Origin of the sequence: Synechococcus sp. WH 7805, assembly GCF_000153285.1 — a bacterium.
In the GTDB taxonomy this organism is placed as follows: domain Bacteria; phylum Cyanobacteriota; class Cyanobacteriia; order PCC-6307; family Cyanobiaceae; genus Synechococcus_C.
Window position 1 is genome coordinate 626,673 of the sequence record NZ_CH724168.1, and the last position, 13,423, is coordinate 640,095.

Here is a 13,423-nt window from a genome sequence, read left to right on the forward strand (position 1 = left end):
ACCAATTGGCCGTTGACAAAAATCAGCATTCGGAAAGTACCGATCAGTCGGGAGATGGAGAGGTCAGCACCTTTCAGGGATTGATGACTGTGCTTGCAGCAACAATCGACGCCGGGGGACAAGGGACTGTGTTTTGGATGTGGCTCGCTGCATTGCTTGGGATCGCCACGAAATATTTCGAGTGCATGTTGGCTGGATTCGGGATCAGCAATGGCGTGCAATCCCTTGAGATGGCGGGCGTTCTCAGCAGCTACGGAATCCCAGATTGTCGGAGGAATTCGACGCATTGGCTAAGTGGCTGGTGTTGTAGTTCCTTTAATGGCTGGGATTCCAGCAGCACTTCAGGTAATTGTGCAGGATGCCTTCACAGCTAAAGCAACTGCAGGAGGTGCTGTGGGTGTGGTGATCCAGAAAGGAATCTCCAGAGGGGTGTTCTCCAATGAGGCTGGTCTTGGCACAGCGCCAATTGCTCAAGACTCCGCCCGCCCTAGAGATCCTGTGTTGCAGGGATCGGTGGCGATGCTTGGAACAGTGATCGACACTCTGATTATCTGCACGATGACGGCCCTCGTCATTGTGATCAGCAGCAAATATCTCTACTGCGGCCAGGGAGTGATGCTGACAAAAAGTGCATGTGACTGGGCTTTTCAGGGTGCTGGCCACCTCGTGAGCTTTGCGGCAGTTACGTTCACAGCAACCACTATTCTCGGTTGGTAATTTTATAGCGAGCGTTGTTTAGAGTTCTTGGCAGGCGTTAAACCGATTCGTTGGTTTCGCCTCATTTGGATGGCAGCAGTTGTTATCGAAGCAATCGACAGTTTTGACGTGGTTTGGATGATTGCAGATATTCTGAATGGATTGATGGCTATCTCCACTCTCAGATCCCTTCCCCTTTGTCCCCAGTGATCTTTAAGATCACTGGGGATTACAAACTCAGCCGTTCTCGGGCAGAGGAGTCACACTCTTCAGTTGTTCATTAAGCTGAGCTGCCATGGACTGACGACCAACTGCAAGAACTTTAAGGGTGTCTTCATGCATACGGAGCTGAGCATCAGCCACCTGCATACCTTTGACCAACTCTTTCAGTTCTTTAGAAAGACTGTTTAAGTCATAGCGCTTTCCTTCAAACGTAAGGATGGCGTTCTTTTGAGGGGATTCAGACATGAAGCAGTGCTAATAGCGCGCAAAGCTGGGCGACTTTAGCAAATTTCCTCTCGAATCATCTGTTTTTGACACAATTCCCGGTAACGCCCGTACTGTTTCATCAGAGCATCGTGCGTTCCCTGCTCGATGATCGAACCCTTCTCGAGAACAACGATCCGATCCGCCTCTTGTACGGTTGCCAGACGGTGAGCGATCACCAGCACCGTGCGCCCCCGCATGGCCTGGCGAAGACCAACCTGAACTGCTGCTTCCGCTTCAGCATCAAGAGCACTGGTGGCTTCATCAAGCAACATCACCGCAGGGTCTCCAAGAACGGCGCGGGCGATGGCAATGCGCTGAAGCTGTCCCCCGGACACATTGGTTCCTCTCTCTTCCAGATGGGTCGCGTATCCCTCCGGCAGGTTGATGATGAAATCGTGGGCATTCGCCAGACGGGCTGCCTCCATGACCTGCTCTTGGCTCGCAGCTCGGCCAAAGCGAATGGCCTCGGCGATGCTGCCTGAGAACACGCTGCTTCGCTGCGGAACCAGGGCCACCTGCTGGCGCAAGTCCCGGGCTCTCACTTGGGCCAGATTCTTGCCGTCAAGCAGAACCTGGCCGCTCTGTGCTGTGTTGAAGCGCAACACCAATGAAAACAATGTGCTCTTGCCGGCACCCGAAGGACCCACCAGGGCCACGACACTTCCCGCTTCTATCTTGAGGTTGAGGTCATGCAGAACAGGTTGATCGGAGCGATAACCGAACTGCACATTCTCGAAGACAAGATCACCGCGAAGGCGATCCAGGGGAAGAGCCGGATCGGGATCAGACGGCTCTGAAGGCTCCCGTTCGATCGCCCTCAGACGGCGCAACGAGGCCTGACCTTGCTGAAACTCGTTGTAGTTCGTGGTGAGGTGCGCGATGGGGTCGATCAGCACCACGAGACCCGTTACATAGCTGGTGAGCCCCTTGCTATCAAGATCACCATTGCTCAGCCTGTAAGCAGCGAGAACGAGAACCACTGCAATACCGAGCACTTCAATGATTCCAACAACAGGATGTTGCAGGGCAACCAACCTGTAAGTGTTGTAGCGGGCCCGCCTGTGCTGATCGATCTCCTGTTCGAAGCGACCCTGCAACCAAGGTTCTGCCGCAAAAGCCCGGACCAAGGGCAAGCCCTCAATCGCTTCGCCGAGAAGACCAGCCAACTCACTGACTTTTTTCTGACTGCGTTCGGTGGCGGCCATGACCCTCCCACCAAACAGACTGATCAACCAAATGATCAGCGGCGCCAGCAGAAAAATCGCCAGGGTGAGTTTCCAGTCGAGCCACAGCATGTAACCCAGAACAGCCAGAAGCTGAAGGGCGCTGGGGATCGTGTCGTGGAGAGTTTTGTAGATCACTTCACTGACACGGTCTGCGTCTTCAGTCAGCCGGTACGTGAGATCCCCAGCCGAAAGCTTCTCCAGGGCACCGAGCTCCACCTGCTGAAGCTGCTGGAAGAGATCCCTGCGCAAGCTCTGGCTGACCTGCAGTGCTGGACCGGCCAACAAAGAATCCTGGGCAAACTGAGCCAGCTTCTGAAGCAGAAAAACCACCAGAACAAGCCCGATCACCGGAAGAACGATCGACAAATCACCGGAGCCAAGAGCAGGGATCAGGCGCCCCACCAGATTCATCAACAGCGGCCAGCTGCTAACAAAAAGGATCATGCTGAGCGCACCCCAAAGCAACTGGACGGAATGCGGCCGCAGGAGGGGAAGAAGTCTGCGGAATCCGGCTTCGGAAGGGGTCAGCATCGGTGCACACTATCAATGGCATCCAGACGCACTGCCCTGATGAAGCTCGATCAGTTCCTCAAATGGCAGGGATGGGTTTCCACAGGAGGCGAGGCCAAACTGCGTATCCGCGATGGCCAGGTGCTGGTCAACGGCATTGTGGAATCCCGACGAGGCAGGCAGCTGGCCGCGGGAGATCAAGTCGAACTTGGAGGAGAAACCGCCACAGTCCCTGAAGAGCCTCAGGCAGGGCCTTAAGTTGGCTGCTGCTGAACAGCAGAGGACGCAAGCGTGCGCAAACCGGTGATCGCAGGCAACTGGAAGATGCACATGACCTGTGCCCAGACCCGGGACTGGATGGGTACGTTCCTACCCCTGATCGCTGAGACCCCGGATGACCGTCACTTGGTGGTGGCACCGCCCTTCACCGCGATCAGCACATTGGCGACTGTGGGAGCTGGGAGTCGGGTTGAAATCTCGAGTCAAAATGTGCACTGGGAAGGCCACGGGGCCTACACAGGCGAGATCTCACCAGCGATGCTTCAGGAGCATGGCGTGAGTTACGCCATTGTTGGCCACAGCGAGCCTCGTAAATACTTCAGCGAAAGTGACGAACAGATCAATCACAGGGCTCGTTCAGCGCAAGCTCACGACCTGATCCCCATCGTGTGCGTAGGCGAGAGCGATGAGCAACGCAGCCGTGGTGAGGCGGAACGAGTCATCCGTCGACAGGTGGAACAGGGCCTTGAAGGTCTCGATCCGGCTCGGTTGGTCGTGGCCTACGAACCAATCTGGGCCATCGGTACGGGAAAAACCTGTGAATCCGCGGAGGCGAATCGAATCTGTGGACTGATTCGAAGCTGGGTGGGTTCTCCTGATCTGATCATTCAGTACGGAGGTTCGGTGAAGCCGGCAAACATCGATGAGCTCATGGGCATGAGCGACATTGATGGTGTGCTGGTCGGTGGAGCATCACTTGACCCGGAGGGCTTCGCGAGAATCGCGAACTACCAGAAAGCCTGAGCGACCGATGCGCCATCCCACCTGCTGGGGACAAAGACCAGCTGTGATGGGTGTGATTAACCTCACCCCAGACTCCTTCAGTGATGGAGGCCAGTTCAACGGTGAGGATCAGGCCACAAGAGAAGCCGATCGACAGATCCGTGATGGAGCCGATGTGCTCGATCTTGGTGCTCAAAGCACGCGACCTGGGGCCGACGAAGTGGGTGCGGAAGAGGAACTCAGACGTCTGATCCCCTGCCTCAAAGCGATCAGACACGCCCATCCAAATGCCATCATTTCCGTCGACACGTTCCTGGCTGCTGTGGCTTCAGCGGCACTCGATGCAGGTGCCGACTGGATCAATGATGTCAGCGGAGGCCTCCACGATTCAGCCATGCTTCCGCTCATTGCTGAAGCGGGATGTCCTTATGTGTTGATGCACAGCCGGGGAAACAGCGCAACGATGGACTCTTGCACCAATTACGGGACGGAGGGTGTGGTGAACGCAGTCCGGCGAGAACTGAGAGATCGCACCAAGCAAGCCCTGAACGAAGGGGTGAATCAGGCGCAACTGATTTGGGATCCAGGCCTTGGTTTTGCCAAAGACGATGAACAAAACTTGGAACTGATCCGCCGGCTCGAAGACCTCAAAAACGATGGCATTCCGTTGTTGCTGGGCCCCTCACGAAAACGTTTCATCGGCGCGGTTTTAAACCAGCCACAACCCAAAGCAAGAATCTGGGGGACTGCTGCAGTCTGTGCCCGTGCACAATCCGCAGGCGTGCATGTCTTGCGGATCCACGATGTAGGTCCGATCCATCAAGTGGTGACCATGGGGGCTGCAATCAAACGAAAGCCATGAAGGAATTCGCTAGAACGGATCAATTCACTCAATCTGCATGAGAACGGGCATCGAACTCACAATCCTTTACGACGGCGGTTGCCCACTCTGCCTCAGAGAAGTGAACTTTCTCCAAAGACGAGATCAATGGGAAAGGCTAAAATTTGTGGATGTGAATGAAACTGAGTATTCGCCCGAACACTTTCGAAACATCACGTATCGGCAAGCAATGGAACGAATTCATGCAATCCGCTCAGATGGCACTATCTTGAAGGATGTAGCCGTATTTCGCGAAGCGTACAAACTCATCAATTTAGGCTGGATTTATAAACCAACAACATGGCCATTAATCGGATACTTCGTCGACAGGCTTTACACAATATGGGCGAAAAACAGACTTAAAATAACAGGGAGAATGAGTCTGGAGCAACTGTGCAATGAGCGATGCGTCAAGAAGGAGATCTAAAGCAAACTAGAAAACCGCCTCGTCAATAACAACAAACTTATAGTTAAAGCAAAGACGAGGAACAAAGGCAATAACTGACAACAAGAAGTGATCTCATTAATACTACCCCATCAAATATGTCATCAAAAACTTACACAGGGCTTTCACTGAGATGGACCCGACCCGTTTCATCGACATAAACGGCTTGAAAAAAATTTGCAGTCACAGGCGAGATAAAACCCCTGTTAATTAAGGTCTCAGCGAGAGCACCACCAATATCTTGCTCTTGCTGACACGCGGAAATGAGATCACGGTTTTCGATGAGACCTAAAGAACAAAGTCGTTGGCCTAAAGGCATCTGATTAAATCCTTGACGTTGGAAAAAATCTGGTTCAAGGAAAAAACGTATGACACCATGTGGAATTCGGTGATTAAGCCTCAAGAATTCGCCAAAACGAAACTGAGTTGAAAGGGATTGATACTGAAGCAAGAGCTGATCCAACTCATTCTTATCCAAAACCCCTGCCTCAACGAGCTTCAATCCAAGTGGTTGATCAGAAAAGCAAGGCATTAAGGAAATATCAATCGCCTCAAGGTCACCACTAACAAGCTCAGGGGCTTGAAAAAATTCACCAATCCAGGGATCTTGGACTAAAAACAAAAACAAAGACTTAGGGAGAACTCTCAAAGAACCAAAGTGTTGACAGATCAACTCCTCAACGAAAGAGGCCTCTGTTGAAGGACCTAGAATTTGAAAACTAAGCTCGCGACCAACACCTAAACCAACAAGCTCGAGCTGGCAACGTGGTCCAGGCAGGAGAAAGCGATACAAAAGGAACCTGTCAAAATCAAATGCAATCTAGGCCAGAACAGCTAATTCAGCAAAAGAAAACAAAAGTTATGCAGAATAAAAGAACGATCAAGCCAAAGACAAGCCCGATGATGTGCCGAAAAGCTGACAAAAATCGATGAAAGGCGAGGTTGAATATTCAGCACCAAAAGCTAATATAGAAAGTAATAAACATGATCGGTGGTAACCGTCAATCTTGCCGGAGCAATGAAATCAAAACACCAATCGCTTAATAGTAAGTTAATGAAATATCTGCACCCAGCTGTATCGAAACCAACCGGATCAATAATTAATTTTCTCAATCAAAAGAACATCAGCCCATTACAAGAAACAAATTGGGAAAGCTACCAATTAAAACCGATAATAGTAGCTTCAATCATCATCAATATTTTAGAGCTTGCATCGCCTTTATACATTAACATTGTCTACACCTCGATTCTACCTTCAGAATCCGTATCAAGCCTAATCGTACTGACAGTGATTGTCGTCACACTGATGATTATCAATGGATGGATCAAATCCGTTCGACTGTCCTTGATTGGAGACGGAGGCGCAAGAATTGATCACAAAAAGAGGCTCGAAGCAATCTCACATTTTTTACAGATAGACATGAATGATTTTTTTAAACTTAGTCCAACACAACACATCCAGAGATTATCAGCAATTAATATACTCAAGGACGAAAGTTCTCTGCAATCTCTAATAACAGCCATTGATTTGATATTTTCAGTTTTATTCATTATCGTGCTCTTTATGATTGGGGGTGCTGTCGGATTTACGGCCATAGGAGGTATCGCAATCTATTTATTCAAAGCATTCAAATTCTCCAAAGAGTATGAGGAGATATCGCGTTCTCGCGATCTAATCGATTTACAAACACGGTCGTTTCATGAGGAAGTAATTGAAGCGGCGGACTTAATCAAGGCTAACGGACTTCAACAAAAAATGATTGTGGAGAGTGAAATTTATCAAGACAGGCGTGCACACGAACGTATGCGACAAAATCAACAGTCCGGTATATTCCAAGCCTTTGGTTCCTTAACTGGACAGCTAACTTTCTCGACAGGAATCACATTGGGTGCATTCTTAGTTATTACAGATAATTTGAGTGTAGGTGCTCTGGCAGCTTCAATTCTTCTTCTAGGCAAAATTCTTACTCCATGGCAGCAAGCAATGAATCTATTGAACAGCTACCGTCGGATAGCCCATTCAAGGGATGAATATAAATCATTAATGTCAATACCAATAACATCAAAACCAGGGAAGAAATCAATAGGAGACTGGCATTATATAAAGATCAATAAAAACAAAGATATCGCTATAACCGCAGAGGAGGGTGAGATAATATTAATCAAAGATCAACTCCACGGTGAAAACACTCGTCATATATTTTTGGAGATTGCAGGAATCAAACAAAGCAATGGGTTGTTAATCAATGATATCAATGTGGAAGAAATTTCAAGCGATCATCTAAAAGAATATATTGCATATATTGATCCCTCACGATCATTTTTCAAGGGTACTTTACTAGAAAATTTAACAGGATTCCAATTTAAGAAAAATCGTAGACTTGCACTTTTTTGGTCAATGCTCAGCGGACTTGATGAAGAAGTTAGAAAACTACCTGATGGTTACAATACACAAATGAGTGATACTACGTCAAATATACTTTCTCGAGATACAGAAGCAATTGCCCACATTGTCACAGCATTAAGTCAAGATCCCAAATTAATAATGATCGATTTATCAAACTACTCCTACGGCAAACAATTTGTTGATAGACTCGAGAAAATATTAAAAAGATGTGAGCTCGGAAAAATTGTTTTAATCGGAGGAGGAGGCCCTGTTTTTTCTAAAATTACAAAAAAATCATTGTATCTACAAGAAACATCTAAGGAGGTACTTCAATGAGCAATCAATTACCAAATAATTCACAATTAACAAAAAACTCTCAATTACTTCGAGATCTTACTTTATCAACTGATGCACCATTGTCATTCTGTATAAGACTTTTACTGCAAAAAATGAATTGGAATGGCAACCAAAGTAGGTTGTTAGATTTATTTGGCAATGATCCATCAAACATGGATCTTGTCGATGCTCGAAATATAATGTTTAAACTTGGTTACACAAGCATTCAAGAAGAATTGAATAGTTGGGATCAACTTAACTCCGCAAGTTTACCTGCACTATATCTAAGCACCTATCAAATCCCTTATGTTATTTACTCAGACCAAAGTAATCAATTAATAGCTGCAAACATAAGTGATCAAACAAAACTAGACCTTATTGAGGAGGATGGTGGTACAATTGTAATATTCAGAGAATTTGACGAGAATAAAGGGAAAACAACGCTTATCCAAGAAGTTATTTATAGATTTCGCAGCAGAATTTTGAAACTATATCGCATTAGTTTTGCGATATCAGTACTTGCATTATTAGTTCCTTTCTATATAAGGGTTGTCTACAATCAAGTAATTCCTAGTCAGGGATTTCTAACAGGCAGTGGTATGTATATAGGAGTGACACTATTATTCTTCGTAGATTGGAATTTAAGGCAATGGAGAAGTAAAGAACTTTCAGAAATTGTTGCTCGACTTGAGGCAATTCTAGGCTTGAAGATCATTCAAAAATCACTTAATTTAGATCAAAATCAAAGTTCAATACTTGGTTCAAAACATTTTAAGAATCAACAGAGAGGCCTTGACTCCTTAATGACTTATTTACATAATTCATTAGGGCCAGCTCTTCTTGATTTTCCTTTTGTAATCATTTATTTGATAGCAATTTATTTGATTGCTGGGTTACTAGTCTTGGTACCCGTTACAATAATGGCTATAACGGCATTATTAGTCTTATTATTAGGAAAATATTATGATACTGCAGGTAAGATCAATATTAACAGCGAGATTAGCGTTTCAGAAGCTCAAGACGAGTTGGTTCATCGATTCTTAGAAATAAAGCAATCAAATCTTGAATGGGTTTGGATTCAAAGATTACGTGGATTGTCTGCAGAAAGTACCAATAGTTCACTTTCGATCAATCGTCAAATAGGTCGTTTGCAGATTCTAGTCAACACATCGTCGCAACTTGCAAGTATTCTAACAATATCAACAGGAGTTTGGATTGCCTACTCAAATCCTACAAATGCAGAACTACTGGGAACACTAATTGCGGCAATGTTTTTTGTATGGAGAGTATTTACACCATTTCAACAACTGATGAATGCCGTTTTACGTTTCGGTCTCATGCGTAGGCAATTTAAGAAACTAGACCAATTCTTAAAAACACGAACCACAAAGCTAGTTAACTCATCAATGAATGATCCGCAACTCTTTGGAGGCATCATTCTCGATACAGCAGCCTGCAAAATTGGAAAGCAAAATATATATGCACTCACACGTGCTTCTATTAAAATTAATCCAGGAGAAATAATTGCCGTTACAGGCAAATCAGGGTGTGGTAAATCCACTTTAATAGGGGTAATTAATCAAATTTGCCCTCTAACACAAGGAACATTATTGTTTGACGGAAGGGATTATCGACAATTCAGTACAGAAACAATCCAAAAGAATATATCACTTGTAATGGGAAATACAAAACTACTTCCAGGTACTATCCTTACAAACCTTTCAGCAATGAATACCGACGTTTCGTTGCAGCAGATTCATCTAATTCTAAATAAACTACAAATTTCAACGTATATAGAAGCGCTGCCAAAAGGTTTAAATACATCGATGAGTGAATCTGTTTTTTACCAGCTTCCAAAAGGGGTTAAAAAAATGTTGGCTCTTGCACAAGCCCTGATCAAGGATACGCCAATCCTTCTTATTGATGATTTTACACAGGGCCTATCAGCAGAACAATTTGATAGTTTTATGGATATACTTCCCACTTTGTGTCAGTCAGAACTCTCAGGAAAAATGCGAAGTATACTCATAGCAACTGATAATCATCATATATTAGAGCAAGCAAATCAAATATGCATTTTGGACAATGGATTAACTACTTTCCAGGGTTCAGCGGAAGATTTACGAAAACGTCTACAGCAAAATGCATAAATTCAATTAACTCCACTGTAACTGATCCAAATTTTTTGATTATGAAAAACCAAGTCAACTCTTCCTCAAGCACATCAAAAATCAATGACTCGGAGGGTATCTCTACAGGTGATTCACAAGCGACAAGTCAAAAACTATGGCTTAGAAAACATCGAAGAATTGATCAAAATGACTTGACGTCTTTAATGGGTAGTCACCGTCTTACACAAGCATTAGATCTGGAAGAAAAAGCAAGTAATCATCACTTAATACGTGGATTATATTACCTAAGTGGTGCAGTAATATTATTTTTTCCAATCGCAGCATTGACACCCATAACTCAAGTTATTGAGGCATCAGGTGAAGTTGTTCCAAAAGGGTCGGTAAATATTATTCAGCACCTTGAAGGAGGAATAGTATCCTCAGTCAATGTTGATAATGGCCAACAGGTGAGAAAAGGAGAGGTTTTGCTCGAGTTAAACCCTCAGCTTGTAGGTAGTGCTTACGATGCAGCCATTCAAGAATTAGACAATCTTGTCTTACAGCAAATACAGCTAAGATCAGCAATTAAAGGGCAGAAGATCCTCGATGGTTCGTCTAATAGCAATGACAAAGTTACATTGTCTCAGCAAAAATTATTAACTAGTCGATTAGAAAATAAATCAGACCAAATTGATGCCGCGAAGGCTTCAGTAGCAGAAAAGAAAGCAGAAGTCGCGGGACTTAGTGAACAAATCATGTTTCAACGTCAAGAAATAAGAATGTGGGATTCGTTGACAGATTCAGGTGCTGCTTCAAAACTACAAATGGTAACAGCTCAAGGCAAACTTGCCGAAATGATAGGCGCAAGAAATGAAGCTCAAAAAGCACTGAAACAAGCTGAGGCAAATCTAAGAGGATTAGAATCGGGAATGATATTTGAAAATAATTCCAAAATTGCTGAGCTCGTGGGAGAAGAGGCTGTCATCAGCAAAAATATAAATAAAATCAAAAATCAACTCGAACGCACCAAAATCATTTCGCCTGTGGATGGAGTTGTGAGTGATCTTCGATATAAAGCACCAGGTTCAGTCGTAGGACCTGGAGCAGTCGTTCTGCAAGTCGTACCCAACCAGGGAAGTAAGATTGTAGAATTGCGAGTCCCTTCAAAAGATATAGGTTTCGTTAGTATTGGTCAAAAAGTCGATATTAACTTACTGCCTTTCGATTCTAGTATCTATGGAACCATGCCTGGTAAGATTACTTCCATCGCAGGCACAACGGTTCAAGATCCAGTCACAGGTAAGTACTACTACCTAGCCAGAGCAAGCTTAAATCATCAATATCTAGATATAAACGACAAGAAGTTAACCATACAGTCCGGAATGCCACTTATCGGAGATATCAAAGGCCAACAAAGGAGTGTTTTGCGTTACCTCTTGCAGCCATTTACGCGAACCGTAGGATCAGCATTCCGAGAAACCAATTAATTCAGTTAACTCAGTTTCAAGCTTCATATTTGTTATGATGGACAGGGTATTTAAGGCCATCTGGCCTGAAGTCGATTTTACAATTCGACACCCAATCAGATGCTGATGATCCCTGGAGTGCAAACTTCTTGGTAATCAATTGACTTAAGAAGCGCGAGCGATTACTTTAAATAGTAAGGTAGACTGTGTGTTGATAAGTGTTTGAAGATTTTTCGGCACAAGAGCAACGTGACCAACTGGCTGCCGCCCTGCTTGGCTCTAATCCGAAGAACACTGAAACCAATACAATAATCAATAAGGAGGGGTGGACACCCATATCACTTCGCGATTATCAAGGATACTCTGAAAATGTTGATGCTCTTCCACCACCAAACGTACAAGTACTGAATGGAGCAGACCCTGTTCTTCAGCCATTGGGAAATGGAGGCGGCAATCTTTCACTAGGAACTGCAGGATTTGATACTGGAAATCTCATTATACTCGTTCCAGCTTCACTTGCCGCAACAATCCTTTCCGGCAATGTATTGGACACAAATAATCCTGATATTCAACAAGCTCTTGCTGAATTAGAAACAGCCACGCTTGACCAAGCTGAATTAGAAACAGATACGTCTGATCAAGGAGAGGTATTCCCTGAGCAGACCCCTCTGCTTGGCATCAACAAAACCGTCCTCTCTGTTGATCCCATTGGTGATGGCCTCGCCAACCAGGTCGGTGATGTCATCAATTACCAGATCACTGTCACCAATTCAGGCAATCAGACCCTCAACAACGTTCTTGTTACTGACCCACTCACGGGCCTAAGCGAAACCATCCCCTCACTTGCCCCTGGTGACTCTCAGGTCTTCACGACCTCCTACACACTCACGCAACAAGACATCGACACCAATGGCGGTGGTGATGGCACCCTCGACAACACCGCCACTGTTGATTCCGACGAAACCGATCCCTCCGATTCATCCACATCCACCACGATTCCGCAGAATCCTCTGCTCGGCATCAACAAAACCGTCCTCTCTGTTGATCCCATTGGTGATGGCCTCGCCAACCAGGTCGGTGATGTCATCAATTACCAGATCACTGTCACCAATTCAGGCAATCAGACCCTCAACAATGTTCTTGTTACTGATCCACTCACGGGCCTAAGCGAAACCATCCCCTCACTCGCTCCTGGTGACTCTCAGGTCTTCACGACCTCTTACACACTCACGCAACAAGACATCGACACCAATGGCGGTGGTGATGGCACCCTCGACAACACCGCCACTGTTGATTCCGACGAAACCGATCCCTCCGATTCATCCACATCCACCACGATTCCGCAGAATCCTCTGCTCGGCATCAACAAAACCGTCCTCTCTGTTGATCCCATTGGTGATGGCCTCGCCAACCAGGTCGGTGATGTCATCAATTACCAGATCACTGTCACCAATTCAGGCAATCAGACCCTCAACAACGTTCTTGTTACTGACCCACTCACGGGCCTAAGCGAAACCATCCCCTCACTCGCCCCTGGTGACTCTCAGGTCTTCAATACCTCCTACACACTCACGCAACAAGACATCGACACCAATGGCGGTGGTGATGGCACCCTCGACAACACCGCCACTGTTGATTCCGACGAAACCGATCCCTCCGATTCATCCACATCCACCACGATTCCGCAGAATCCTCTGCTCGGCATCAACAAAACCGTCCTCTCTGTTGATCCCATTGGTGATGGCCTCGCCAACCAGGTCGGTGATGTCATCAATTACCAGATCACTGTCACCAATTCAGGCAATCAGACCCTCAACAACGTTCTTGTTACTGACCCACTCACGGGCCTAAGCGAAACCATCCCCTCACTCGCCCC

The 13,423-nt window shown here is 46.0% G+C and carries 12 protein-coding genes and 1 pseudogene; 10 read left to right on the forward strand and 3 right to left on the reverse strand.

Annotated elements, in window-relative coordinates:
• Positions 1 to 5: 5 nt before the first annotated feature.
• Both WH7805_RS15160 and WH7805_RS15165 read left to right on the forward strand, forming a co-directional pair.
• Entirely contained in the window at positions 6 to 374 is a 369-nt protein-coding gene (locus WH7805_RS15160) for an alanine:cation symporter family protein (protein WP_071933672.1), read from the forward strand.
• A pseudogene (locus WH7805_RS15165) lies at positions 319 to 906 on the forward strand (alanine:cation symporter family protein). Before WH7805_RS15160 ends, WH7805_RS15165 begins: the two are co-directional and overlap by 56 nt.
• Positions 907 to 933: 27 nt before the next feature.
• On the opposite strand, the gene WH7805_RS03535 reads toward WH7805_RS15165, so the two are convergent.
• Together WH7805_RS03535 and WH7805_RS03540 are read right to left on the reverse strand one after the other, a co-directional pair.
• A complete protein-coding gene (locus WH7805_RS03535) occupies positions 934 to 1,164 on the reverse strand; it encodes a DUF6447 family protein (RefSeq protein ID WP_006041600.1) in 231 nt (76 codons plus the stop codon).
• Between the two features lie 35 nt (positions 1,165 to 1,199).
• Positions 1,200 to 2,942, reverse strand: a complete 1,743-nt coding sequence (locus WH7805_RS03540; protein ID WP_006041601.1) for an ABC transporter ATP-binding protein — start codon at positions 2,940 to 2,942, stop codon at positions 1,200 to 1,202.
• Positions 2,943 to 2,957: 15 nt separating this feature from the next.
• Here WH7805_RS03540 and WH7805_RS03545 point away from each other — a divergent pair, with 15 nt between their 5' ends.
• The 4 genes from WH7805_RS03545 to WH7805_RS03560 are packed head-to-tail and all read left to right on the forward strand — an operon-like array spanning position 2,958 to position 5,230.
• Complete coding sequence (locus tag WH7805_RS03545) at positions 2,958 to 3,179, forward strand: RNA-binding S4 domain-containing protein (RefSeq protein ID WP_006041602.1); 222 nt, start codon at positions 2,958 to 2,960, stop codon at positions 3,177 to 3,179.
• Positions 3,180 to 3,212: 33 nt separating this feature from the next.
• Complete coding sequence (gene tpiA / locus WH7805_RS03550) at positions 3,213 to 3,944, forward strand: triose-phosphate isomerase (RefSeq protein ID WP_006041603.1); 732 nt, start codon at positions 3,213 to 3,215, stop codon at positions 3,942 to 3,944.
• 7 nt (positions 3,945 to 3,951) lie between these two features.
• Positions 3,952 to 4,785: a dihydropteroate synthase gene (folP, locus tag WH7805_RS03555; RefSeq protein ID WP_006041604.1), complete on the forward strand. Its 834-nt coding sequence runs from the start codon at positions 3,952 to 3,954 to the stop codon at positions 4,783 to 4,785.
• 37 nt (positions 4,786 to 4,822) lie between these two features.
• A complete protein-coding gene (locus WH7805_RS03560; RefSeq protein ID WP_006041605.1) occupies positions 4,823 to 5,230 on the forward strand; it encodes a thiol-disulfide oxidoreductase DCC family protein in 408 nt (135 codons plus the stop codon).
• A gap of 130 nt (positions 5,231 to 5,360) precedes the next feature.
• On the opposite strand, the gene WH7805_RS03565 is transcribed toward WH7805_RS03560, so the two are convergent.
• On the reverse strand, positions 5,361 to 6,041 hold the full coding sequence (locus tag WH7805_RS03565; protein WP_156783595.1) for a hypothetical protein: 681 nt from the start codon (positions 6,039 to 6,041) through the stop codon (positions 5,361 to 5,363).
• Positions 6,042 to 6,239: 198 nt separating this feature from the next.
• Here WH7805_RS03565 and WH7805_RS03570 point away from each other — a divergent pair, with 198 nt between their 5' ends.
• The 4 genes from WH7805_RS03570 to WH7805_RS03585 all read left to right on the forward strand — a co-directional run.
• Positions 6,240 to 7,970 carry an ABC transporter transmembrane domain-containing protein gene (locus tag WH7805_RS03570; protein WP_156783596.1) on the forward strand — a complete coding sequence of 577 codons (1,731 nt, stop codon included), beginning with the start codon at positions 6,240 to 6,242 and terminating at the stop codon, positions 7,968 to 7,970.
• A complete protein-coding gene (locus WH7805_RS03575; RefSeq protein ID WP_038004364.1) occupies positions 7,967 to 10,120 on the forward strand; it encodes an ATP-binding cassette domain-containing protein in 2,154 nt (717 codons plus the stop codon). Before WH7805_RS03570 ends, WH7805_RS03575 begins: the two co-directional genes overlap by 4 nt.
• Positions 10,121 to 10,161: 41 nt before the next feature.
• Entirely contained in the window at positions 10,162 to 11,568 is a 1,407-nt protein-coding gene (locus WH7805_RS03580) for an HlyD family type I secretion periplasmic adaptor subunit (RefSeq protein WP_038004365.1), read from the forward strand.
• A gap of 524 nt (positions 11,569 to 12,092) precedes the next feature.
• Positions 12,093 to 13,423 (forward strand): DUF11 domain-containing protein (locus tag WH7805_RS03585; RefSeq protein ID WP_006041610.1); only part of this gene is annotated, 1,331 nt, incomplete at its 3' end.